This window comes from Gemmata palustris (assembly GCF_017939745.1).
Classification (GTDB): Bacteria; Planctomycetota; Planctomycetia; order Gemmatales; family Gemmataceae; genus Gemmata; species Gemmata palustris.
On record NZ_JAGKQQ010000001.1, the window covers coordinates 4,252,851 to 4,276,792 of the forward strand.

At 62.5% G+C, this 23,942-nt stretch carries 16 protein-coding genes and 2 rRNA genes; 7 read left to right on the forward strand and 11 right to left on the reverse strand.

Going from position 1 to position 23,942, the window contains the following annotated elements; translation table 11 throughout:
- Positions 1-1,030: 1,030 nt before the first annotated feature.
- Positions 1,031-1,741 carry a class I SAM-dependent methyltransferase gene (locus J8F10_RS17510; RefSeq protein ID WP_210655783.1) on the reverse strand — a complete coding sequence of 237 codons (711 nt, stop codon included), beginning with the start codon at positions 1,739-1,741 and terminating at the stop codon, positions 1,031-1,033.
- Between the two features lie 152 nt (positions 1,742-1,893).
- Positions 1,894-2,754, reverse strand: coding sequence for a DUF1559 family PulG-like putative transporter (locus J8F10_RS17515; RefSeq protein ID WP_210655784.1), 861 nt, complete (start codon positions 2,752-2,754; stop codon positions 1,894-1,896).
- Positions 2,755-3,297: 543 nt separating this feature from the next.
- Here J8F10_RS17515 and J8F10_RS17520 point away from each other — a divergent pair.
- Positions 3,298-4,611, forward strand: coding sequence for a tetratricopeptide repeat protein (locus J8F10_RS17520; protein WP_210655786.1), 1,314 nt, complete (start codon positions 3,298-3,300; stop codon positions 4,609-4,611).
- A gap of 6 nt (positions 4,612-4,617) precedes the next feature.
- Here J8F10_RS17520 and J8F10_RS17525 read toward each other — a convergent pair whose 3' ends face one another.
- Positions 4,618-5,634 (reverse strand): isocitrate/isopropylmalate dehydrogenase family protein, encoded by a 1,017-nt coding sequence (locus J8F10_RS17525; RefSeq protein WP_210655788.1) that lies wholly within the window; start codon positions 5,632-5,634, stop codon positions 4,618-4,620.
- A gap of 239 nt (positions 5,635-5,873) precedes the next feature.
- Here J8F10_RS17525 and J8F10_RS17530 point away from each other — a divergent pair, with 239 nt between their 5' ends.
- Positions 5,874-8,417: a hypothetical protein gene (locus tag J8F10_RS17530; protein ID WP_210655790.1), complete on the forward strand. Its 2,544-nt coding sequence runs from the start codon at positions 5,874-5,876 to the stop codon at positions 8,415-8,417.
- Positions 8,418-8,460: 43 nt separating this feature from the next.
- On the opposite strand, the gene J8F10_RS17535 is transcribed toward J8F10_RS17530, so the two are convergent.
- Positions 8,461-9,036 (reverse strand): ribosomal maturation YjgA family protein, encoded by a 576-nt coding sequence (locus J8F10_RS17535; RefSeq protein ID WP_210655792.1) that lies wholly within the window; start codon positions 9,034-9,036, stop codon positions 8,461-8,463.
- A 332-nt stretch (positions 9,037-9,368) separates the two neighbouring features.
- Here J8F10_RS17535 and J8F10_RS17540 point away from each other — a divergent pair, with 332 nt between their 5' ends.
- Entirely contained in the window at positions 9,369-11,366 is a 1,998-nt protein-coding gene (locus J8F10_RS17540; RefSeq protein ID WP_210655794.1) for a HEAT repeat domain-containing protein, read from the forward strand.
- A 321-nt stretch (positions 11,367-11,687) separates the two neighbouring features.
- Here the strand turns inward: J8F10_RS17540 and J8F10_RS17545 are convergent, their stop codons facing one another.
- The 4 genes from J8F10_RS17545 to J8F10_RS17560 all read right to left on the reverse strand — a co-directional run bounded on the left by J8F10_RS17545 (position 11,688) and on the right by J8F10_RS17560 (position 15,094).
- The gene (locus J8F10_RS17545) at positions 11,688-12,356 is read right to left on the reverse strand and encodes a hypothetical protein (protein ID WP_210655796.1); all 669 of its coding nucleotides are present in this window, start codon (positions 12,354-12,356) and stop codon (positions 11,688-11,690) included.
- Positions 12,357-12,698: 342 nt separating this feature from the next.
- The gene (locus tag J8F10_RS17550; RefSeq protein ID WP_210655798.1) at positions 12,699-13,385 is read right to left on the reverse strand and encodes a TIGR02996 domain-containing protein; all 687 of its coding nucleotides are present in this window, start codon (positions 13,383-13,385) and stop codon (positions 12,699-12,701) included.
- Complete coding sequence (argC, locus tag J8F10_RS17555; RefSeq protein WP_210655800.1) at positions 13,385-14,398, reverse strand: N-acetyl-gamma-glutamyl-phosphate reductase; 1,014 nt, start codon at positions 14,396-14,398, stop codon at positions 13,385-13,387. The genes J8F10_RS17550 and argC overlap by 1 nt, the downstream gene beginning before the upstream one ends.
- A gap of 249 nt (positions 14,399-14,647) precedes the next feature.
- Positions 14,648-15,094: a transposase gene (locus J8F10_RS17560; protein ID WP_210655803.1), complete on the reverse strand. Its 447-nt coding sequence runs from the start codon at positions 15,092-15,094 to the stop codon at positions 14,648-14,650.
- 301 nt (positions 15,095-15,395) lie between these two features.
- Here J8F10_RS17560 and J8F10_RS17565 point away from each other — a divergent pair, with 301 nt between their 5' ends.
- The 4 genes from J8F10_RS17565 to J8F10_RS17580 are packed head-to-tail and all read left to right on the forward strand — an operon-like array spanning position 15,396 to position 19,208.
- Complete coding sequence (locus J8F10_RS17565; RefSeq protein WP_210655806.1) at positions 15,396-16,772, forward strand: amidase; 1,377 nt, start codon at positions 15,396-15,398, stop codon at positions 16,770-16,772.
- Between the two features lie 8 nt (positions 16,773-16,780).
- A complete protein-coding gene (locus tag J8F10_RS17570) occupies positions 16,781-17,518 on the forward strand; it encodes an RluA family pseudouridine synthase (protein WP_210655808.1) in 738 nt (245 codons plus the stop codon).
- A 14-nt stretch (positions 17,519-17,532) separates the two neighbouring features.
- Positions 17,533-18,414, forward strand: coding sequence for a glutamate cyclase domain-containing protein (locus tag J8F10_RS17575; protein ID WP_210655810.1), 882 nt, complete (start codon positions 17,533-17,535; stop codon positions 18,412-18,414).
- Positions 18,414-19,208: a putative hydro-lyase gene (locus J8F10_RS17580; RefSeq protein WP_210655813.1), complete on the forward strand. Its 795-nt coding sequence runs from the start codon at positions 18,414-18,416 to the stop codon at positions 19,206-19,208. The genes J8F10_RS17575 and J8F10_RS17580 overlap by 1 nt, the downstream gene beginning before the upstream one ends.
- A gap of 373 nt (positions 19,209-19,581) precedes the next feature.
- Here the strand turns inward: J8F10_RS17580 and rrf are convergent.
- From rrf to J8F10_RS17595, 3 genes are all read right to left on the reverse strand, one after another.
- Positions 19,582-19,689: ribosomal RNA gene (gene rrf / locus J8F10_RS17585) — 5S ribosomal RNA — on the reverse strand.
- A gap of 149 nt (positions 19,690-19,838) precedes the next feature.
- Positions 19,839-22,594 (reverse strand): 23S ribosomal RNA (locus tag J8F10_RS17590).
- 721 nt (positions 22,595-23,315) lie between these two features.
- On the reverse strand, positions 23,316-23,840 hold the full coding sequence (locus tag J8F10_RS17595) for a hypothetical protein (protein WP_210655815.1): 525 nt from the start codon (positions 23,838-23,840) through the stop codon (positions 23,316-23,318).
- Positions 23,841-23,942 lie beyond the last annotated feature (102 nt).

Consider the following 23,942-nt stretch of genomic DNA (forward strand, 5'->3'; position numbering starts at 1 on the left):
GCACGGTAACCCGTGGCACGCTGTGCCTCGTAACGAGCCGCGACCGCCAGGGAGCGGGGTAGCGATTCCCGGTTCCTTTGTGCGCCGGGCTCAAGGGAGTCGCTGCCCCGCTCCCTGGCGGTCGCGGCTCGTTTGCCCGCAACACTCGTGATGCGCCTGATTCCGGCGCCCACGCGCCCACGCCCTTGCGGTCGCGGCCCGACGATCCCGACACGAGGCTAACATTGGCTAACTTTTTTGCCCCCCGCCAATTGTTAGCCAATTGTCGCAAACACAAGAAAGCACAGTACAAAGGGCGCGCAGAGATCGCACAGGGCTTCCGCCCTGTGCTACGTAAGACGGCCCCTCCGGGGCGAAGACCAAGACCTCGGCGATGACCAAGACCTTCAGTGCCTTTCCGCCCCGGAGGGGCCGGCGTTTGTAGCACAGGGCGGAAGCCCTGTGCATCTACTACCCTGTGCGCCCTGAGCCTCCTTCTAATGACAGAACCGGCGCGTGGGTGCCGGCGCGTGAAATTCGGGCACTCGATCCCACCTCGTTGTCCACCCTTGGCCATAGCGCAAATATGCGCTATGGCCAGCGCAAGTCGTTGTGGCGCAACGACCGGTCACACCGGCCACCCTGGTCACACCCTTTTGGAAATCTCTGCTGCGCACCGACCACCATTCCGGGAAACCCACTGGTCTGCTGATCGCGGGGAGCGTGGTTCTCGGTGCTGTCCCCTTACAAGAGGTGAACCCATGATTCGCGATTACGATCTTCCCGTCGCGTTAGCGAATGCGAGATTGATTGCACAGGCCAGATAAAAAGTGACCCGAGTGGTCGGTTACCCATTTTCTATCGCAGTGTTTGCCGCCATAGAAAGGGTGTGACCAGGGTGGCCGGTGTGACCGGTCGTTGCGCCACAACGACTTGCGCTGGCCATAGCGCATATTTGCGCTATGGCCAAGGGTGGACAGCGAGTGCTTTGCTTCCGGGGTCGCGGAGGGCTCACCCACAACTCAAAAACAGGCCCGGCCGTGAGTTGCGGTCAAACAACGGCCGACATTCGTGTAGTATGCCAAGCGTGGATGAGACCCGTCTGGAGGAACAGCACGGGCGCCTCGAAGCCGCCCGACGCGATGATTGCGCTCACTTGGTCCAGCGGTAGGAGGGCCACGTCCCGGGCGTAAGCCACGCGAAGGGCTTCGAGTTTATCCGGAGGGGAACCCGTTTCTCGCATCAGCCGGAGCCAGACCTCGAGCAGATTATGATACGTCGCAGAAGTCACATCAGAAGCCAAATCCGCGCTCACCAAATGTCCACTCGGCCGGAGGCGTTTGGCGATCGACCGGAAGAATTGGGACCGCGCATCGGGGTCGAGAATGAAGTGTGAAACGAGCAGAGACGTGGCCGCGTCGAAAGGCTCAGAAGGCGGGAGCGAATCGAGGTAGCCCTCGTGGAAGACGCACCGCGACGCGACGCCGCACTCCTCGGTCCGGCGCCGGCACACGTCCAGCATCGGGGCCGAAGGTTCCACCGCGGTGAAGCGCCACCGGGGGAACTTCTGGGCGAGGTAGATCACCTCCGAACCGGTCCCCGCGCCGACGCACAGGATTCGCGCCTCGGCGGGCAGGTCGGCGAGCACCGCGCTGATGAGCAGATGCAGCGCGTCGCGCATGGGAGCCAGTTTCGCGAACCGTTTGTCGTATTCAGAGGCGTGATTCTGATCGAAAATCACAGACGGATCTTGACGCTGCATAACGAACCCGAGTGTATGTGGGGGGCACGAAGGAATGATGCCGCCTCACTCGTGCAGCCTTTCAGATTCTGTCACACTTTGTCAAACTTCGTCGCACCGCAACAGTCTTGTTCGACGTGAACCGCTCTATTTGTCGTGCCAAGCAAACTCTTTCACCAATCTCCCAAAACTTCCCCACCATTCGGAGTGACCGCACCCCAAAAAATTGATGGCAAAATGGTCGGGGAAACGGTCCGCGCGCTGCCGTCCAACATCCCGATTATCATCCCGCTCGCGTGAGGAGTTTGCAGGGCGCGGTAATCGCACTGGTCCAACGGCGGGGCGGTTTGAAACGTGAGTCCAGCAATGGATGGATTAGTCCCGTTCGGCCCTATGATCGGTTTAATATCGGCGACCAGCGGATCTGCGAATGCGGCCCGCCGAAGAGGAGGGCTCGCGCAAGGGATGACATTCCCCTGACTGTCCAGGCAGGGGAACCAGGGAGTCGCCCATTCGCTCGCGACGGAGCCGCACTGCGCGTACCTCTCGCCGTAAGCGATTGTGTTGGAACTCCCATCCGGGCAGCCCGCGGGCAACCGCGTTCCCGCGCGCAGCACCTGGTAATTCGCGGCGTAACTAATGTTTCCGTAAATTTCGTCGGTTTGCTCCGTAGGTGCCGTGAGCAGACTCGGATCTGCCGGGGACCGATACGCCACCACGAATGGGATCGGGCTGCTGCCACTCTTGGTCAGCGTGTTTTGTGCTTCGAGGTACGGAAGGAGCAGTTCAAAAGGTGACTTGCTGACAACTAAGGGTACAGGCGATCCGTACCCGGGCAGCGCCTCGGCGTTTGCCGACGTGTAATTGTGCGTGGCCAAGACCACCTGTTTCATCTTGTTCAAACTCTGCATCCGAATCGCCGCCGCGCGAACCTTTTGGACCGCGGGAATCAGCAGCCCGATGAGAATCCCAATAATGGCGATCACGACCAGGATCTCGATCAGTGTAAAACCGCAATTTTGACGACGCGGCATGTATTATTCCCCTCTACCCAAGGCTATCACCGACGGGTGCAACTTGTAGCTGGTAGCGAGGTGGCTGTCAAGACCCGACAGAACCATTGACAATTTATTCAGCAACATACCTTACAGTTCCAGCCCTACACAGAACTGGACGGTAAATATCACCGTGCCGTTGATGACGACGGCTCAATAAATGACGATTTCGATACCACATGAACTTCAATTATTAATAATGTCAACTGCCCACCGACCGGCTGGCCCGTGCGTTGATGCAGTTGACGGCAACTTGTACCGTACCGGGAACGTTCTGCCACTGGTCGGGATACTGATCCGTCCCGCCCAGAAGAACTCTCGAGGCCACCCCGATTGTGACGACAGGGTCGGCGGCTTCGGTGCTCGCCGCGGGAACGTACCTTCCGCCCTCCTCAAACTTCGTCGCCCCAGTGTGGCACGCGCACCGGTTCGATTGCAACCGAAGGTTTAATGAGAGCGAAATCATGGAACGCTCATCGCCCCGCGGTTACACTCGTCGCAACGCCCTTCGGAGGAACACACGTGCGGACCCGAATCGCTCTCGCCTGCGTGCTCGTTGCGCTCGCGCTCCCCGCGCCCGCCCAACCGAAACCGGACGACGCGCGGGGCCTCGTTGAAAGCGGCCACGAATTGCTCCAGAAAGAGAATTACAAAGAAGCGATTAAATGCTTCACGAAGGCTATCGAACTCGACGCGAAGTACGTACCGGCCTACATTCGTCGCGGCCACGCACGGGAGCAAATGGGCGACTACCCTGCGGCAATCAAAGACTATACCAAAGCCATTGAGATCGATCCAAAGAGTGCCGATGCATTTGGGCGCCGCGGAGTAGCCCGGGGTAAGAACGACGACCTGTTCGAGGCAATTGAGGATTTCAATAAAGCGATCGAACTCGACCCGAAGTGCGCGCCTTCGTTTTACAACCGCGGGGCTGCCAGAGGGCGCTTGGGCTGGACCGAAAAAGCTATCGCGGACTTTACCGAAACGATACGCCTCGACCCTCAGTTCGCGCTCGCTTTTTATTGCCGCAGCACGGATCTGTTCGGGCAAGGCAAAATCGACGCGGCCCTCGCGGACTTAAATGAGGCGATCCGACTCGACCCGAAATACGCCCCCGCGTTCTACCAGCGTGGCTACGTGTACGCGAACCAAGGCAAACCCGATCGGGCGCTGGCAGACTTTAACAAGACGATCGAACTCGACCCGAAGTACGCTCCCGCGTTCTCGGACCGGGGCACCCTGCTCCAGTTGCAGAGAAAGTTCGATGAGGCACTCGCCGACTTCAATGAAGCCGTTCGGCTCGATCCCAAGAACCCGGTTCCGCTCCTACAAAGGAGCGAGTGCCACATGCAGCAGGCCACCGACATCGACGCCGCACTCAAAGATGCAGACGCGGCCATCAAACTCGATCCCAAAGACCCCGAGGCGTTTGTCCAGCGCGGACGGGCACAAGCGTGCCGCGCCGATTGGACTTCTGCCCGAACCGCTTTCGATGAGGCGGTCCGACTCGGCCCCAATAGCGCCAGCGCTCACACCTATCGAGCGATTTTCCTAGCGCGCTGCTCGGATGAAAAATTCCGGGACAGCGTTCAGGCGTTTAAGGACGCGGACCGTGCCTGTGAATTGACTGATTACAAAAGCGCGAACGCGCTCGAAGCAATGGCATCGGGCACGGCCGCGATCGGCGATTTCCCCGGAGCCGTCAAGTGGATGAAACAGGCGCTCGAAGACCCCAAGTACAAAAAATTGGCCCCCCACGCCCAGGCAATGTTGGCCTCATACGAGGCGAGCAAACCATATTACTTTCCCCCGCGCGTCCCCCGCGTCACGGATTGACGGCACCTACGCCCCCAGGTTCTTGATGATCTGGTCGGTGATGGTCGCGGTGGTGCCCGTACCGCCGATGTCACCGGTCAGCCCGATGCCGGCCTGGAGCGTTTTGATGACGGCTTGCTCGATCCGGGCACCGGCCACCTTGTGCCCCACGTGCTCGAGCAGCAGCGCGGCGCTGCGGATCACCGCGATCGGGTTCGCGATCCCCTTCCCCGCGATGTCCGGCGCGCTCCCGTGGACCGCCTCGAACACCGCGAACCGCGTGCCCAGGTTCGCGCCCGGCACCAGCCCCAGCCCGCCGCCCGGCCCCGGCCCGCCGATCAGCCCCGCCGCGAGGTCCGAGATCACGTCGCCGAACAGGTTCTCCATCACCAGCACGTCGAAGTTCGACGGGTCCATCGCCAGTTCCAGGCACACGTTGTCGATCGGCTTTTCCTCGAACTGGATGAACGGGTAGTCGTCCGCCACAGTCCGGGCGCACTCCAAAAACAGCCCGTCCGAGAGGCGCATCACGTCCGCCTTGTGGCAGAACGTGACCAGTTGCCGCCCGCGGTGCCGGGCCAGCTCGAACGCGAACTGCACGATCCGCTCGGCCGCGGCGCGCGTGATGAGCCGCACGCTCTCCACCACGCCGGGCACCACCTCGTGCTCCAGCCCCGCGTACAGCCCCTCGGTGTTCTCGCGAACGACGATCAGATCGACCTTCTCGTAGGGCGTCTTGATGCCGGGTAGCGTGTTCACCGGGCGCACGCTCGCGAACAGCCCCAATCCCTGCCGGAGCCGCACGTTAATCGAGCGGTACCCCTTCCCGATGGGCGTCGTACACGGCCCCTTGAGCGCGACGCGGTACCGGCGGATCATCTCCAGCGTTTCTTCGGGCAGCGGCTCGCCGAACTGCTCCGCCGCGGGGATGCCGGCGGGCGCCTTCACCCAGTCGACCTTCACGCCGGTAGCGGCCACCACGCGGCACGCGGCCTGGGTCACTTCCGGGCCGATCCCGTCGCCTTCGATCAACACGATCTGCATGGGAATCCTCTGCGGAGCGGGGCCTTCTGATCAGAATGCCGGTCGGACCCCGATCCGGCAAGCGGCTATCCGTTGAGTCGTGGCGCGAGTTTATGCCCGGGGCGTGATCGGCACGCGGTCCGGGCGCGCGGAATGACTCCCACTTCGCGGAACTGAATCTGGTAAACTACTCTCTAAGTTAGGACATTCTGTCGCCGCCCCCGGTGCCCACAACCGGGAGGGAGAGCCGGAGATACTTGATGGACTCGACGGTGCGGGCCACCTGCCCAAAATGCCAGGCCTCACTTCGCATCCCCGCCGAGTGGATCGGACAGGCGGTGAAGTGTAAACAGTGCGGCGCACTCGTGCGAACGAAGGCGCGCCCGTCCGGGGGTTCTTCCGCCGGCAACGCCCCGAAGCCGGTCCCCGTTCCGCCGCCCGTACTCGACATCGACCTCCCGCCGGACGACGAGCTCTACCAACAGCCCGGTCCCGCGCCGCAACCCGCGCTCGACGCCACCGGCGCGCCGATCCCACCCGGCTACCCGTACCCCGCGCCCCCCGGTTATCCCGCGCCGCACCCGGGCTACCCCGCGGGCGCGTACCCGGTGGCACCGGGCTACCCCGCGCCGCCCCCCGGTTACCCTTACGGGCCACCTCCGGGGTACCCCTACGCGCCGACCGGGTACGCGCCCCCTCCGGCCGGTTACCCGCACCCCGTTCCGCCCGGCTACCCGCAACCGGTTCCGGGCGCATACGCCCCGCCCCCCGGGTACCCGCAACCGGCGGGCTACCCGTACCCGCAACCGGCCCCAATACCTGCGCCCGCGGCACTCGAACCGCTCCCGGTCGCGGGCGCGACTCCGGGGCGCCCCACGGCAAGGCCCGCGCCGCAATCGATCACGGTCGATGACGAATTCGAGGTCGACGACGCCCCCCGAGTGAGCCGCAGCAAGCGCGGAAAGTACGGTCGGCGCTCAAAGGGCGGTGGGGCGACGTTCATCTGGATCGGGCTCTGCCTCCTGCTGACCGCCGGGTTGGTCGCGGGCGGCGTTTTCTTCAAGCCGATCGCGGCCTTCGTGATGAAGGAAAAGGAGAAGGAAAACGAGCCCGTGAAGCCCGAACCGGGGCCGGACACCACACCCGGTGGCGGTGGAGCGCCCAAACCCGTCAGCTCCGCGTTCCCGCGCCGGATGTTGTTCATCTCCGTGACGAAGTACATGTACCTGAACCCGCTCACCGCGGGGGTCTCGACGGGCAGCACCGACCGCCCCGCGAGCGCCGCGAGCAGCCTGGCGTTCCAGTGGCGCGTGCCCCAGGACAAGGACAACAACCAGGTCTTCATCTTGTCGGACACGATGACCGGCAAGGACGAGCGGTTGCCGATGAAGGACGTCGTGCAGGGGACGTATCAGGAGTTCTGCCAGACCTCGCGCGCCCAGGACCGCGTGCTGATCTACTTCGGCGGCCACGCGATCGAGAAAGGCGGCAAAGCGTACCTCGCCCCGATGGAAGCGGAACTCGACGGCGAGGACTGGGAGAAGACGCTGATCCCGCTCGCCCAGTTCTACGACGACGTGAAGAAGTGCAAGGCCGCGCAGAAGGTCGTGGTGTGGGACGTGTGCCGGTTCAACCCCGAAAAGGGCAAGGTGCGCCCGGGCTCCGAACCGATGAGTGAGGCGCTGTACAAGGCGCTCACGACCCCGCCCGCGGGCGTGCAGGTCGTCACGTCGTGCAAGGCCGGCGAGAACGCCCTGGAGTTCACCCAACTGCGGCCCGACGGGTTCGCGAGCCGGATCTTTTACAGCGGCAGCGCGTTCCTCGAAGCGGCCAAGCTCCCGCCCCCGGTGGCCCCGAACGCCCCGAAAGCATCGGTAACCCAGGCCGACCCGCTCCCGATCACCGAGTGGCACGCGGCCCTCGTCAAGCGCATCACGAACATCGGCGCGCAGGCCGAGAAGGTCGGCAGCGGCGGCAAGCAAACGGTGACGCTCACGGGCGCGCCGCCCGCGCCGCTGCCCGCCCCGGACGGCGCGGAGAAGTTCGCCGTTCGCTTCAACTTCCCGCAAGCCCCGAAGGGCGCGTCCCCGGTCGAGATCAGGTCCGTCGAGCGCGAGTTCACACTGCCCCCACTCAAGCCGGGGCTGAGCGAGGTCGGGCTGGGCGAGTTCCCGTTCCCGGCCGACGTGATGAAGGACTTCGCGGCCGACGCCTCGGTCGACGACATCAAGGGCGACGCGGAGAAGTACAAGCTCCGCAACGCGGTCCTGCGGAGCCTGGACAAGCTCCGCGAGAAGTGGTCCAACGGGGCCGGCACCACCAAGATCCGCGACACCGTGAACGGCCCGATCAACGACACGCTCAAGGCCGCGGTGAAGAAGGAACAAGAGTTCTGGGCCGTGAGCATCGCGGAACTGGAACTGGCACTGACCAACCTGGAGGACATGGCCGCCGAGCGCAAAACCGAGCCGAGCAAGCGCTGGCAGGCGCACTACGATTTCGCGCTCGCGTCGGTCAAGGCCCGGCTCGCGTACATGCACGAGTACAACAAACTGCTCGGCAACCTCATGACCGACTCGGTCCCCGCGCTCGACGCGAAACTCGGCCAGGACGGGTACACGCTCGTCGCCTCCGAGACCCTCAAGAGCGGCAAAGAAATCAAGAAGATGGCGGAAGAAGCGCAAACGCTCTTCGGCGAGATCAGCGTGAAGTACAAGGGCACGCCCTGGGCGATTCAGGCCAAACAGGAGAAGGCCGTCGCCATCGGCCTGAACTGGAAGCCCGCGTCGCTCAAGAAGGAGTAAGGCGGAAAGCAGAGATCAGAAGACAGAGATCAGAAGGCAGAGGTCAGAAGGCAAACGCATCAGTTTTAAGCCCCGATAGGGGCGGCCGCGAGTAGCCAGGGGTGGAGCGCCGCGCAACCCCTGGCGGGCTGCCCTCGTTGTAGCGGTATGACGAGCCGCGACCGCAAGGGAGCGGGAGATCTCCGCGATCCCGGCGCTCGCACCTTACACACGGGATGCCCCTGCACCCGCTCCCTCGCGGTCGCGGCTCGTCAAACCACTTTGAACCACGGGTCGCGTGGTCCGCGCACGCGGCCAGCACCACGCCCGTGAAGTAGTAGCCGAGATTCACCACAGAAAAGGTCATGCCCAGGAACCAGCGCACCAAAAACACGCGCTGGTTTTCGGCCGGGATGCCCGTCAGTTTGAACAGCTCGACCGCCAGACAACTCGCGAACGCAATCACGGCGATGAACAGCGGTGACTTGCGGATAAACAACATGCCCAGAGCGAGATAGGCGGCCACGGCATAGAGAACCTCCCCGAGAACCCGGTCCCAAAGGAACCAGCCCGTCGGGTACAGCCGGGACGCCAGACCGAGTGCCACCGTGACTGCAAGGGCCAACAACAAACGAATCATGGTATCACATCTCCCTCGGGGCCGTGTTCGTCGTCCGTCGCACCTTCACGCCGAACGCTTCGCTTTGCATCACAAAGTAATCTACAAGATGGTGTGCGTGCAACCCCAAAGTGATGGGGCCGTTTAGTTTTCGTTTACGTAACGGCACCTGCTCGTTAACACTCGCGGTTCGCCCGGAGGTGTCTTGGCGAACCGCGAGTGTTAACGAGCGGGTGCCGCTTTCAATCCCTCACTTTCGCGCCCAGTGTAACGCCCGTGTAATGTCTCGCGTGGGTCCGGCGCTTTCGGTGCGTCTACGGGTATGATGCCGTCGTCATACTGGGGAGCGAACAATGACCACAATAATACTTTTGCTCGTTGCCCCACTCGCGGGCGCCCCGCTCGAAGTGTCCGACGATCCCGCGATCTTCTCGTGGGTAGCGGACCTGGGCGGCGCGGACATCGAGAAGCAGTTCGCGGCGCGGGCCGCGCTCGTCAAAGCCGGGCCGAAAGCGAAGTCCGCGGTCCCGCTCCTCGCGAAACAGCTCGGCGACAAAACCGCGCGCCGGCACGCCATCGAAGTGCTCGGCGCGATCGGGCCGAGCGCGAAAGACGCGGTCCCGGCGCTGATCGCCCAGCTCCCGAATGAGGACGGAATCGGCTACGCCGCCGAGGACGTCGCGGTGGCAATCACGGCGATCGACGGCCCGAAGCCCGAAGCGACCCGCGCGCTCATTCTCACGTCGGCCAAGGGCGGAACCGTCATGCTACTCGGCTCGCAGACCCTGCGCGAGCACCCCGCGGAAGTGGTCCCGCACGTGGTCGCGTTCTGCGGCGACAAGGACGCGAAGGTGCGGGCACGGGCCGCAACGGTACTCGGCGAACTCAAGCGGAACCCCGACCGGAACGGGGCCGTTGTCTTCGACAAGGCCGGGGCCAAAGCGACAAAGGGCGTCCCCGCGGCGCTGGAGAAATTGCTCGCGGACGATTCCGCCGAGGTGCGAATGAGCGCGTGTCTGGCGCTGTCCCGCGTCGAGGAGCACTCCGAGAAAACGATTCCCGTCGTCATCGCGGTCGCCCTCGATGACAAAAACGAGCGCCTCCTGAATGAGATCCGCGCGCCCGAAATCTTCCTCCCCGTTCCGAAACAGGCCGCGACCGCGCTGGTCCCACTGTTCGATCACAAGTCGGAGCGCGTGCGGCAATGGGCCGTCGATACACTGGCACACCTTCCGGTGCGCGAGCCGATGGAGGGCGTGCTCAAGGGCGGCAAAACCGCACGCACGCGCGAAGGTGCGGCGCTCGTACTCGGCTCGTACAGGTTCAGCGACGGGAACCCGACGCCCGCGCTCAAGGCCGCGCTCGCGGACCCGGAGTTCGTCGTCCGGTTCGCGACCACAAAGGGTGTGTACCGTTACGTACACAAGAGTGACCCGGAGCTGGTCCGCGCCGTTCCGACGCTGATTGAGGGGCTCCAACAAAAAGAGGAACAGGTCCAGGTCGATGCCTGCCAGATTCTGGCCGCGATCGGCACCCCGGCCCAAAAAGCCGTCCCCGCACTGAAGAAATCGCTCAGCGGCCAATCGCCGACCGTTCCGTTCGAGGCCGCTGTTGCGCTGGTCGCCGTGGCCCCAAAGGGCGCGGCCGATGCGCGGCCCGTGCTGATCGAAACGTTGAAAAACGGCAGGAATTTTGAAGCAATTCGGGCGGCCAAAGCACTCGGCGATCTCGGTGCGGACGCGAAAGACGCACTGCCCGAACTCATTAAGAAATTGAGCGCGAACGACCCGCACCTACGACTGTCCGCAGCCGAAGCCGCGACCGCGATCGACCCGGCCCAGGCGCCGAAAGCGGTCGATGTGGTCGTCGAACTACTGAAGAACCGGCAGCACCGGCGGAGCCTGGTTCGCGCGAACTCGCTCGGCTTCTTGGTGCGCCTCGGTGACCACGCGAAGGGCGCGATGCCCGCGCTCGCCGAAGTGTTGGCCGATCGGGATTCGGTGTTTCGCGGCGACGTGGCTCTCACGATGATTACGATCGACGCGAAGAACGCGACGGCCGCTTACGATTGGGTCCGCAAGGTTCTGGACGACAGCGAACCGGACCGCGACGACGTGCGGGATCAGTTACCCAAGCTCGGTCAACTCGCCGAACCGCTCGTCCCAGAACTGACCGCGCAACTGAAGTCCGAAGACGGCGACCACCGCCGGTACGCGATCGAAACACTCGGCGCCATCGGGCCGGGCGCGAAGAACGCTCTCCCCGCGTTGAAGAAGCTGATCGAAACCGATCCAGAAACGAGCAACCGCGCACGTGCGACCGAAGCCGTGAAGAAGATCGAAGCGAAGTGATCGTCCCCAGGGGCGCAGCGAGTATCACCAGATTGTAGCCGGCCCCTGTCAACGAATTGCAAACGTGGATAGCGCCGGGCCGCGAGCCGGCGTTTTGGTTGTGCCCTCTCCCCTTGCGGGAGAGGGTGGTGAGGCTTTGCGAACCGGGTGAGGGGTGGCCCCGGTGTCAGGAAGCAACCCCTCACCCCGCCGCGAAGCGCGACGGCCCTCTCCCGCAAGGGGAGAGGGCACAACCAAAACGCCGGCTCGCGGCCCGGCGCTACCCACGTTTGCAATCTGCTGTCAGAGGCCGGCTACAGAAGGCCGCAAACCGAGGCCGTGTTACTCCTTCCGCACGCCCGCGATCGTAACCGCGAACCCGAGCGTGGCCTTCTTGTCTTCGGCAACGAGGGTGCGCCGGATCGTCGCGACGAGCACGCCGTTGCCCTTGTCCACCACTTTCGGCCCCGCGTCTTTGGCGTTGTTCGGCCACAGGAGCAGCACCGCCGGGTGGCGCCCCTCGTTCACCAAGCTGCTCACTTCGATGAGTTTCTTCAGCTCAATCGTGTCCGCGGACTTGTCCTTCTCGGCCTGAGACATGAGGCAGAATTCCGGGTTCGGGCTGGTGCCGGTGTGGTCGCCGATGTCGGGCTGTACTGCGAACCGCAGCGTGTACACGCCCGCGGGGATTTCCTGTTTGCGGAAGTCGGTGAACTTCGCGGGGAACTGGATCGCGCCGACGAGCGTGCCTTCGGGGATCTCGCGATACGTCAGGCCGTTCTTGACCTGCTCCTCGGTCGCCTTCGCCGGGATCTCCGTGCGGAACCACACGGTCATCACTTCGGTGTCGCCGTCGCGCACCACGAGGGCCTGTTCATCGAGGAGCTTCCGCACCGGTTCCGCGAGTGCGTCGGGCGCGGCGACCTTCTCCACCTTCGCGGATAACTTCGTCTCCGCGGCGAGCAGGTGCGCGGGGAGCACGAACACGACCACAGCAAACACGAATCGCATCGGTACCTCCCTACAGTCCCGTTCCGGTCTCATCGTAGCGTTTTACGAGCCGCGACCGCGAGGGAGCGGGTGCTGAGGCGCCCCGCGTGTTAGAAGCAGAAGGAAGAGCCGCGGATTACACAGATCACGCGGATCAGACAAACGCGCGTGTTATAGTCCTGGCGGGCTCCCCTCGTCGTAGTGGCTTGACGAGCCGCGACCGCGAGGGAGCGCCGTGCAGACGCCCGATGTATTGGGTGTGAGCACCGGGAACCGCGGAAGCCTCCCGCTCCCTCGCGGTCGCGGCTCGTAAAACCTTGCACCCGCGCCATCACGATTCGCTACGCGCAATCCGAAACCAGATTAACCCACAACGTCTTCACCGAACCGCTCGATCACTTGCTGCCACACGCGCCCGCGCAACCGGTTGCCTTCGAGCAGTCGGAGGCGCTTCAAGTTATCGAGGTACGGCGACTTCACCAGTGCCCGCGCCGCGTCGTTATCGAGGTCGTTGTTACGGAGGTCGAGCGTGGTGATGCGCCGCAGGCTGCGGTGCTGAGCGAGCGCGGCAACGCCCGCGGGCGTGATGACCGGGACAAGGCTGAACGTGGTGAAATCGGAATCGAGGTCGGGAACCTCTTCGCCGATGAGTTCGAGTTCCGTCACGAGGGCGAATGCGGCCAGCCCGAACAGCACGTCGAACGGTTCCCCCGACGTGACCCGGCCGCCGAACAGCCTCACCGTGGTGGCCGCGAAGAACTCCGGGGACGAACGAACGATGTCCCCGCGTAGGGTATTCGTGTCGAGCAACCGCTCCAAACGGAGGTCGAGTTCCGCGGGGGTTGGCGGAAAGCCGCGCCAGGACTTGGGCGGCGCGGACGTTACCGTCGCGGGTTTGGCGCCGCGCCCGCACTGCCAGCGAATGAGTGTCGCCCGCTCTTCGTCACCGTGCTCCTGCAGGAAGTCGGCGTACACGAGGCGCGGCGTATCATCGTCGGGCGCATCAAAGATCGCCCGCAAGAACGCCTCGTGTTGCGACAGTAGGTCCATCACATGAGCCCGGTGCGCTCGTCGAACCCGAACACGCGATTGAAGTTCTGCACGGCCACGCCGCTCGCGCCGCGCACTAAGTTATCTTCCGCGGCGAGTACCAGTACCTTTCCGCGAACCACCTTCACGCACACGTCGAGGAAATTCGTGCCGGTCGTGTCCTTCGTCGCGGGCGGGTTGGTTCGTAAGCGCACGAACGGCTTGTCCGCGAAGTAGCTCCGGTACAGCTCCACCAGCTCGGCTTCGGTGACGGCTCGCGTCGGCGTCGCGTAGATCGTGCTGAAGATGCCGCGGTCCATCGGCATGAGGTGCGGCGTGAAGATCACCGACACCGGCGCGCCCGCAACGTCGCTCAGCGCCTGCTCGATCTCCGGCGTGTGCCGGTGCGTACCGACCGCATACGCCGTGACGCTCTCGTTGCACTCCGGGAAGTGAAAGCTCAGTTTCGGCGTGCGCCCGCCACCGGACACGCCACTCTTGCTGTCGATCACGATCCCCGTGAGTTCGATCAGCTTGTTCGCCACGAGGGGCGCGAGCCCGAGGATCGCGGTTTGCGGGTAACAGCCGGGGTTCGCAACGAGCTTCGCACCCGCGAGTTTGTCGCCGTAAACTTCCGGCAGCCCGTACACCGCTTGCGCGAGGTTCTTTTGGTCGTGGTGCGTTTCCTTGTACCACTGTTCGTACACTTTCACGTCGCGCAGGCGGTAATCGGCACTCAGGTCGATCACGCGCATCCCGCGTTCCAGTAACGGCGGAATGCTCTCCATACTAGTGCCGTGCGGCAGGCACCCGAACACGACTTGCACACCCTTCGCCTTGAGCGCGTCCGGGTCGAACGGCTCGCACCGCAGATCGAGCCGGCCCAACAGACTCGGGTGCAGGTCCGCGATGTGCTCGGCCTGGCGCGACGTGATCGCGACGATCTCCGCGCCCGGGTGCCGCAGCAACAGCTTGATGAGTTCCACCGCCGTGTAACCGGACCCACCGAGAATCGCGACCTTCACCTTGTCCATTGCTTCCTCTGAAGTCTGACACTCGTCACAGGGATCACAGGGCCACAGGGCGTCATAGAGTCACAGGGCTTCGGCCCTGTGCTACGTCAGACGGCCCCTCCGGGGCGGAAACGCATTGGAGGTACCGACCTGCGCCGGAGAACACGCCCACCGTGGTGGTTGATGGTTCCCGGTCTTCGCCCCGGAGGGGCCGACTTCCGTAGCACAGGGCGGGAGCCCTGTGCATCCCCACCCCCTGTGCGTCTGCCCCTATTCCCACAATCGCTTCGGGTCGTACTGCGCGCCGTTTTCCGTCAGCATCCCCAGGAACTCGTCGCGGAACGTGTGCCCCGCGTGGTGCTCTTCCTGGTTGTTAATGTACGCGATCACGCCCGGAATCGCGGACGGGCTGAGGGTAAAAGCCCCGTACCCGTCCTGCCACGCGAACGGCATCACGTTCCGATCGTGGAGCCAGCCCGACGAGTTCGCATTGATGTCGCGAACGACGTCCGACACCGACCGGTCCGCGGCCAGTCGCAACAACAGGTGAACGTGGCCCGACACGCCACCGATCTCGAGAAGTTCACCCTTCCGGTTGCGCACGAGGCCGCCGATGTAAGCGTACAGTTCCGCGCGCCACGCGGGGTCAATCCACGGCTCCCGATTCTTCGTGCTGAACACAATGTGGTACAGCAACCGTGTGTACGTCTGGGCCACGCCACACCCTCACGCCGGGAATCAAGGAACCACGCCTTGTAGTATATTGGCAACACAAAACACAAAGATACACCGGGCGTCACAGGCGCACAGGGCTGAAGCCCTGTGCTACGAACGCCGGCCCCTCCGGGGCGGAAACGCATTGAGGGCACCGGTCTTCGCTCCAGAGGAACCAACCGCCACGGCGATTGATGGTTCTTGGTCTTCGCCCCGGAGGGGCCGTCTGACGTAGCACAGGGCGGAAGCCCTGTGCGCCTGTGCCTGCGAATCCATTGCGACTCATATGTACACGGAACCCGCGATGCCCGAACCAGTGACAATCACCGAGGCGGCCGAGTTCATCCGAAAGGGCGAGTTCACGCCCTCGGAGCTTCTCGAACAGTGCCTCGCGCGCATCGACCGATACGAAGAGCGCGTGAAAGCGTGGGCGTATCTCGACCGCGATGGCGCGCGCGAACAAGCCGCGCGCCTCACGGCCGAACTCAAGCAGAAGGACTACCGCGGACCGCTGCACGGCGTCCCGATCGGCATCAAAGACATCATTGATGTGTTCGACATGCCGACCGCGTGCGGCTCGAAGCGCTGGGCGAACAGCTTCGCCCGACGCGACGCGACCTGCGTGGAACGGCTGCGTCAGGCGGGCGCAATCATCATCGGGAAGACGGTCACAACGGCATACGCGAGTTTCGACCCGCCGCCCACGCGCAACCCGTGGAACCTCGACCGCACACCCGGCGGCAGTTCGAGCGGCTCGGCTGCCGCAGTCGCGTGCGGGATGTGTTTGGGAGCGCTCGCAACGCAAACGGGCGGTTCGATCACCCGACCCGCGAGCTACTGCGGCGTGTACAGCCTGAAACCGACCTACAGCCGCGTGAGCGTGGACGGCGTACTCCCGCTGGCGCCGAGCCTGGACCACATCGGAGTCATGGCGAACTGCGTGCGGGACTTGGCGATTATGTTCCAGGCGATTGCCGGCGCAGATAACCGCGATCCGAATTGTCGGAACGCCATCGTGCGCGACGCATTCGGTAACAACTACGAGATGCCCCGCGATCCCGATATGGGTTACGAGCACCAGTGGATGTGTGTGACGGACGACTTTTTCCCGAGCCGTTGCGACGATTCGATGCGCCCCGCGTTCGACGCGACGGTTCGGAAGCTCGTGCGCTACGAGCCGGTAAATGAGCAAGTCGGGCGCGTCGGACCGATCGCACTGCCAGCGGGGTTCGCAGAAGCGCCAGCGCAACAACACACCATAATGGCAACCGAAGCGGCGGCGTACCACGAACCGCGTTACCGTCGGCACCCGGACGACTACCCGCCGAAAATCACATCGCTCATCGAGCACGGGTTGCGCACGTCCGCGGCCGAATACGCGCGCTGCAAACAGGCCCAGGCGCGACTCACGAACGAATTCCGCACCCGCTTCCGCGTGCTCCTCGTGCCCGCGACCCCGGCCGCGGCTCCGAACAAAGACACAACGGGTGATCCGACGTTTAACTCACCGTGGAGCTTCGTCGGAATGCCGGTCGTGTCCCTGCCCTTCGCGTGGACCGCGGACGGAATGCCGCTGGCGGTGCAACTCGTAGCTAAACAAACTCAGGAAGACGACCTGTTCCAAACGGCCGCGTGGGTCGAAGCGGCAATCGGTTTCACCCGCCGCCCTCTTCCACTATGATGAGCCGCATGTCGTTCGCGGAACACCTCGACATCCTGTACGAAGACAACCACTGTCTGGCGCTGAACAAGCCGGCCGGGTGGCCGACCACGCACTTCGACGGCAAGGACGAAACCATTGACCGGCTCGTAAAAGCCTACCTGAAAGAGAAATACGACAAACCCGGCAACGTGTTCCTCGGGGTCGTCCACCGGCTCGACAAGCCCGTGAGCGGCGCGCTCCTGTTCGCGCGAACGAGTAAATCCGCGGCGCGGTTGAGCGAGCAGTTCCGCGAGGGCGGCGTCGAGAAGTGTTATTGGGCGGTCGTCGAAAACCAGATTCGCGGGAAGAACACCGCGGCCGCGCCCTGGGCCACCGCAGATACGGGTGCAATCGAGGACTGGCTGAAAAAAGACGAACCGAAGATGCGCGTGGAAGTCGTAGCGCCCGAAACGCCCGGCGCTCAGTTCGCGCGATTGCTCTTTCAGGTGCGCGCGCGTCACAACGGGCTCACGTGGCTGGAACTGCGACCGCACACGGGCCGCAAGCACCAGCTCCGCGTGCAGCTCGCCAGCCGCGGAACGCCGATCTACGGGGACGACAAGTACGGCAGCGACCAATCGTTCGGGCACGCGATCGGGCTGCACGCCCGCAGCCTCACGTTCCTCCACCCGACGACGAAAGAACCCATCACGGCGAAGGCCGACGTGCCGAAGTTCTGGCGCGGGCGCTTCGCGTACCTCCTCAACAGCGACCGGCCGGTATAGGCCCGCACACCCGCATGACAACCGACGAAAAGCTCGCCGCGATCCTGGCCGCGGTGCAAATCGACCCGGGCAACCGCGGCCTCACACGCGACCCGCACGACAACTTATTCACCGCCACCGCGGGCGATTTTCAGGCGGCGTGCCGACTGCTCGCTGAGTGTCGAAGCCCCACTGTGGCTCTCACGACAGGGTTCTACATCCCTTCTGCAAAGCCACCGGCATTTGAGACTGATGGGCCATTGGGTGTTATCTTCCTCCAACGGGCGTTGCTCGGATGTAACGTACCAACTGTACCTTATTCAGAAGGTGCAGTGGACCGGACAATGAAGGCTGCTCGTGAAGTGTGCGACTTGCCGGCGGTAGATGTCGGCCCAGAGGGATGGTCTCACATCATCGTAATTGAAAGGAGCGGCCCTGGGGCAGACGGTCGACACTACACAATGCGGGGTAGCGACATTACCGAGCACTTCGACTCTCTGCTCACTCAACAACTTCAGAAGAGAGAAGGTGTAAGAGCCAAAGGGATTCACACCATCGGTATCGGCGACGGTGGAAACGAAGTCGGGATGGGGAAGATTCCGCACGAAACGATCGTGAAAAACATCCCCAACGGCGATCAGATTCACTGTCGCGTGCCGACGGACCACCTCATCGTTGCGGGTGTGAGTAATTGGGGCGCGTATGCTCTCGCCGCGGGCGTATTTGCGATTCGCGGTGAGAAGCCGCCGGCAGATTTGTTCGATCCCGATCGCGAGCACGAAATTCTCGAAGTGATGGTTCGCGAAGGACCGCTCGTGGACGGTGTGACGGGCCAGCAAACCGCTACTGTGGACGGGCTGTCGTGGGACGAGTACGTGCAACCGCTCGTCCGCATTCGTGAGATTCTGGAGGCGTGATGGGTAGCGATCTGCGCAACGGGACCGGGGCACAGGTGCGGGCTGCGTGTCGTTCAGGCACTCTGACCGGGCCAACCCCGGGGCTCGCACTCGGTTTCGTCCACGCGAACCTCGTCATCCTCCCGCGCGACTGGGCGTTCGACTTCCTTCTGTTCTGCCAGCGCAACCCGAAACCGTGCCCGGTACTCGATGTCACCGAACCGGGCGACCCGGAGGCGAAGCTTGTTGCGCCCGGCAGCGATCTCCGCACTGATCTGCCGGCGTACCGCGTGTGGAGGAACGGCGAGTTGGTCGAGGAACCGACCGACGTCACGCGATACTGGCGCGATGACCTCGTCTCGTTTGCGATCGGGTGCTCGTTCACCTTCGAGAACGCGCTCCTGAACGCGGGCGTTCCGGTTCGGCACATCGAACAGAACGTGAACGTGCCGATGTACCGCACGAACATCGCGTGCAAACCGGCCGGGCGATTCAGCGGGCCGCTCGTGGTGTCGATGCGACCACTCACACCCGCACAAGCTGTGAAAGCCACGCAGGTGTGCAGCCGGTTCCCGCGGGCACACGGCGCACCGGTCCACTTCGGCGCGCCCGCCGCGATCGGCATTCAAACCATCGACAAACCGGATTTCGGCGACGCGGTCGAGATCCGCGCGGGGGAAGTGCCTGTTTTTTGGGCCTGTGGCGTGACTCCACAAGCGGCCGTGATGCAGGCGAAGCCGCCGTTCGCGATCACGCACAAGCCCGGCCACATGTTCCTCACCGATCTCAAGGATACGGACCTCGAAGGCGAGTGAACCTCACGTCTTGAAGACCAGAATGGTGCCGATTACGAGGACGATCGCGGACCAGTATTGAACCGGAATCCAGTAGAGCGAGTGCCCCTTCGGTCGCGGTCACTGCGTTACCCCGGCGCTCGCGTCCGATCACCTTCCTGCGATTGAGAATGAATCCCAAGCCGAGCGTTGCGAGGCGGTGTGGATTCCGCAATCGCGCCACCAAGCACAACGCCAATGATCACGAGTGGGAGAACGAGGAAGCCGAGACCGTTCCAAACGACGAACATGGGCGAATCTCCACGGGTCATGAGCCCTGTGTATTTTATCACGGGTGGTGAATAACAACGAAAAAACCCCGCACAGCCGGAGCCGTGCGGGGTTCATTGTAAAGAGCCGGCGATACCTACTCTCGCGCTGGACGCACTACCATCGGCCCCGAGCGTTTCACGGCCGTGTTCGGAATGGGAACGGGTGTTTCCGCTCGGGTATGGTCACCGGCAAGCTGCTTAAAATCTACTTTTAAGTCGCTCGGCACGAGGGCCTATTACGGCCCGAGTGCTCTATGTATCGATGTCAACGTGGTGAAGCAAGTAGTCGCATCGGTGTCCGAACAGAGTTCGTTGTGACACGAGCGAGAAAGGGAACAATGCGGCCAAACGTTCGGCTGTTAGTACCGGTTAGCTGAGTGCGTTACCACACTTACACGCCCGGCCTATCGACCTCGTAGTCTACGAGGAGCCTTCGCTTGCGCGGGATACCTGATCTAGGGGGAAGTTTCACGCTTATATGCCTTCAGCGTTTATCCCATCCACACGTGACTACCCAGCGGTACGGCTAGCGCCATAACTGGAACATCAGAGGTGTGTCCCTCCCAGTCCTCTCGTACTAGGGAGAAAGCCCCGCAAGTATCCTCCGCCCACAGCAGATAGGGACCGACCTGTCTCACGACGGTCTAAACCCAGCTCACGTACCACTTTCATCGGCGAACAGCCGAACCCTTGGGAGCTTCTCCACCCCCAGGATGTGATGAGCCGACATCGAGGTGCCAAACCTCCTCGCCGCTATGAACGCTCAGAGGAGATAAGCCTGTTATCCCCGGAGTACCTTTTATCTGTTGAGCGATGGCCCTTCCATCCGGAACCACCGGATCACTAAGGCCGACTTTCGTCCCTGCTCGTCCCATCGGACTCGCAGTCAAGCACCCTTATACCTTTACGCTCGATGCCCGATTGCCAACCGGGCTGAGGGTACCTTTGCACTCCTCCGTTACCTTTTAGGAGGAGATCGCCCCAATCAAACTGCCCACTTAGCACGGTCCCCGACGCTACACACGTCGGGTTAGAATTCAAACACAGCAAGGGTGGTGTTTCATCGTCGACTCCCCACGCACCGAAATGCGCGGTTCATAGTCTCCCACCTACACTACGCATGCTGGGTCTAAACCCAATACCAAGCTGCAGTTAAGGTTCACGGGGTCTTTCCGTCTAGCTGCGGGTATGTCGCATCTTCACGACAACTACAATTTCACCGAGTCTCTCGTGGAGACAGTGTTCCGGTCGTTACGCCATTCATGCAGGTCGGAACTTACCCGACAAGGAACTTCGCTACCTTAGGACCGTCATAGTTACGGCCGCCGTTTACTGGAGCTTCGGTTGCGAGCTTCACCTTACGGCTAACCCTCTCCCTTAACTTACCAGCACCGGGCAGGCGTCAGTCTGTATACCGCGGCTTACGCCTTCGCACAGACCTGTGTTTTTAGTAAACAGTCGCCAGAACCTTTTCACTGCGGCCCCCTCGCGGGGGCACTCCTTTTCCCGAAGTTACGGAGTTAAATTGCAGAGTTCCTTCACGAGAGTTCTCTCGAGCGCCTTAGAATATTCATCTCACCTACCTGTGTCGGTTTTAGTACGGTTTCTCGCACGGTTTTCTCGGTCGGCTCGCGATGGATATCGGGGTCTTAAGTGCCCTGAGGCAATCTAATAAGCCTACACCACCTTGAACCGACGTCCCGTGTTGTGCGAGGAGCGCAGGAGTATTAACCTGCTCCCCATCCGCTACGCCTTTCGGCCTCGCGTTAGGCACCGGCTAACCCTGGGCGGATTTACCTTCCCCAGGAAACCTTAGGTTTACGGCGAACGGGATTCTCACCCGTTTTATCGTCTACTCATTCCGGCATAATCACTTGCATGCGCTCCAGGGCTCGTTGCCCGTACCCCTTCACCGCACACGCAACGCTCTCCTACCGCAGCTTTCGCTGCCCACCGCTTCGGTGTCGTACTTGAGTCCCGTTCATTATCGGCGCAGGACTCCTCGACCAGTCCGCTATTACGCGTTGTTTAAATGGTGGCTGCTTCTAAGCCAACATCCTGGCTGTCTCGGGAGTCCAACTTCCTTTCGCACTGAGTACGACTTCGGGACCTTAGCGGGTGATCTGGGTTGTTCCCCTCTCGACGATGAAGCTTATCCCCCACCGTCTAGCTGCCCGGACTGGTACACTGGTATTCGGAGTTTGGCTTCGACGGGTAGCCGGGTAGGCCCCCGTTCGAAATCAGTCGCTCTACCCCCAGCGTCAACTATCCGAACGCTAACCCTAAAGTTATTTCGGAGAGAACGAGCTATCTCCACGTTTGATTAGACTTTCACTCCCCCACACAGCTCATCCCATCGGTTTTCAACCCAAATGAGTTCGGTCTTCCATGAGGTGTTACCCCCACTTCATCCTGGCCATGCGTAGGTCACGTGGTTTCGCGTCTACCGCACCCAACTTAGCGCCCGTTTGAGACTCGCTTTCGCTTCGGCTCCGGGCCAGAGGCCCTTAACCTGGCTGGTTACGGTAAGTCGCCGGATCATTATGCAAAAGGCACGCGGTCACCCGTTCCCTTGCGGGCATAGGGCTCCCACCGCTTGTAGGCATGTGGTTTCAGGTTCAGTATCCTCCCCTTATCGGGGTTCTTCCCATCTTTCGCTCGCGCTACTAGTTCGCTATCGGTCACCAGAGAGTATTTAGCCTTACGGGATGGACCCCGCAGATTCGGACTCACTTTCACGTGTTGAGTCCTACTCAGGATACCACTCGGTCCTCGCTCCTGTCACATACGGGACTTTCACCCTCTATGGCGGGCCATTCCAGACCCTTCCGTTAGGAGCTCGGAATCCTAAATGTGGTCCTACAACCCCACGGTGTTACCCGTGGTTTGGGCTACTCCGCGTTCGCTCGCCGCTACTGACGGAATCGAGGTTTCTTTCTCTTCCTCCAGGTACTGAGATGTTTCAGTTCCCTGGGTTCGCTCGGGTATTCCGGGATCAAAGCTCGTTTGACAACTCCCCCGGACTTTTCGCAGTCTTCCACGCCCTTTCGCCTTCTGGTGCCAAGACATCCCCCACACGCCCTTACTAGCTTGGCCGCATTGTTCGCTCCCTCGCTACGTCACCGCACCGAGTCACGAACACTCTTCCAGCTAGAATCCTGTCCCCCGAACCGCTGGGAAGCGGACCGGGGCTGACGATGTTGCCACTTTCTCTGCATTCTAAGGCTCGTGTCTTGTCTCTGTCGTACACTCGCCACCACCCGTCCCCGGCCGGCACCCGCTTTCACGGGAACCAAACCAAGCACAAGCGGCACCGAGAAGATGCAACTAACTTGCTTCACCAAGTTGTCAAAGATCAAACACGCGGACCGTCACACGGCCCGCTTCTTGCAGGAACTCTATCGCAAACACTCACATGCGTTTGCCTCGAGTCGCCTGCGTTGATTAGATTAGGGACCGCATCGCGTCCCGTCAACCCTCTCCAAAGATTCTGTTGCGAGGGCCGGATCAGCGACCGAGTCTTCGGCCCGATCCGATTGTCATCCCTCTGCCGAGCCCCGCTGGAGTGCGTGATGCGTCGCACAACTCGCGAGACTCTTCCGGCGGTCCGAATCGCAGATGTTAATCGTACAAATTCGGACCGGCCGATCAGCCCAACGAAATAAATATCGCTGCGTACTGAACGACCGACGGCCGCACGCACCGGTCCGCTTTACCAGCGGTCGATGCGAGCAAATTGGTATAGTGGAACGGTACGGCACCGCCAAGATTTTTATCTTTTTCCACCCGGACGTGTGTCAGCGCCGGGCGCCCGCGATCACTTCTCGAACCGGATCGACTTCACGAACTCGTCGAACGCGGCCTTTTGTTTGTCGACCGCGCCGGCCGACCCGTTCATTTTGATGAACCAAGTTGCGTCACCACTCTTGACCACGACGGCGATGATGCGCGGGGCGGGTTTGTCCCCGACCGCGGGACCGGTCACGTCGAGGCGGTGAGCGGTCGCGCCGTCCACCTTGATCGGGTCCGGCGCCTTGAGCACCTCCTTTTCGGCGAGGCTCTCGAGACCGACCTGGGTGCGCCACCGATTGACGTTCGCGCCCAACCCGCCGCCTTCGCCTGCGAGCTCGACGAGCGTTACAGTAACGGCGCTCGCCGCCTCTCCGGTCTGGAAGCGGGCCGTCACGATCCCGGTCTTGTCGGGTCCGAGTGCCTCCCACTCTTTCGGCGCTTTGAAGGTTACCTTCTTCGAGGGCGCCCCCTCCTTTGGATCTTCGGCCCTGGCGCCCCGATCGAGAGGAGCAACGCAGAGGGTCGCAGTGATGAACATGATTTTCAGCATCGGGGCCTTCGGTGCAGAGAATTGTGGAACCGCCCCGGAGCGGAGCGCTTGGGCTACCGGTACACGTCAAACAACACGGTAACTGAGTGCTCAAGCGCTTGC

Bases quoted from the DNA above. Each gene is read 5' to 3' on its own strand.
- J8F10_RS17510 (WP_210655783.1), bottom strand. From the start codon at position 1,741: ATGCAGCGTCAAGATCCGTCTGTGATTTTCGATCAGAATCACGCCTCT.
- J8F10_RS17515 (WP_210655784.1), bottom strand. From the start codon at position 2,754: ATGCCGCGTCGTCAAAATTGCGGTTTTACACTGATCGAGATCCTGGTC.
- J8F10_RS17525 (WP_210655788.1), bottom strand. From the start codon at position 5,634: ATGCAGATCGTGTTGATCGAAGGCGACGGGATCGGCCCGGAAGTGACC.
- J8F10_RS17530 (WP_210655790.1), top strand. From the start codon at position 5,874: ATGGACTCGACGGTGCGGGCCACCTGCCCAAAATGCCAGGCCTCACTT.
- J8F10_RS17535 (WP_210655792.1), bottom strand. From the start codon at position 9,036: ATGATTCGTTTGTTGTTGGCCCTTGCAGTCACGGTGGCACTCGGTCTG.
- J8F10_RS17540 (WP_210655794.1), top strand. From the start codon at position 9,369: ATGACCACAATAATACTTTTGCTCGTTGCCCCACTCGCGGGCGCCCCG.
- J8F10_RS17545 (WP_210655796.1), bottom strand. From the start codon at position 12,356: ATGCGATTCGTGTTTGCTGTGGTCGTGTTCGTGCTCCCCGCGCACCTG.
- J8F10_RS17550 (WP_210655798.1), bottom strand. From the start codon at position 13,385: ATGGACCTACTGTCGCAACACGAGGCGTTCTTGCGGGCGATCTTTGAT.
- argC (WP_210655800.1), bottom strand. From the start codon at position 14,398: ATGGACAAGGTGAAGGTCGCGATTCTCGGTGGGTCCGGTTACACGGCG.
- J8F10_RS17565 (WP_210655806.1), top strand. From the start codon at position 15,396: ATGCCCGAACCAGTGACAATCACCGAGGCGGCCGAGTTCATCCGAAAG.
- J8F10_RS17570 (WP_210655808.1), top strand. From the start codon at position 16,781: ATGTCGTTCGCGGAACACCTCGACATCCTGTACGAAGACAACCACTGT.
- J8F10_RS17575 (WP_210655810.1), top strand. From the start codon at position 17,533: ATGACAACCGACGAAAAGCTCGCCGCGATCCTGGCCGCGGTGCAAATC.
- J8F10_RS17580 (WP_210655813.1), top strand. From the start codon at position 18,414: ATGGGTAGCGATCTGCGCAACGGGACCGGGGCACAGGTGCGGGCTGCG.
- J8F10_RS17595 (WP_210655815.1), bottom strand. From the start codon at position 23,840: ATGCTGAAAATCATGTTCATCACTGCGACCCTCTGCGTTGCTCCTCTC.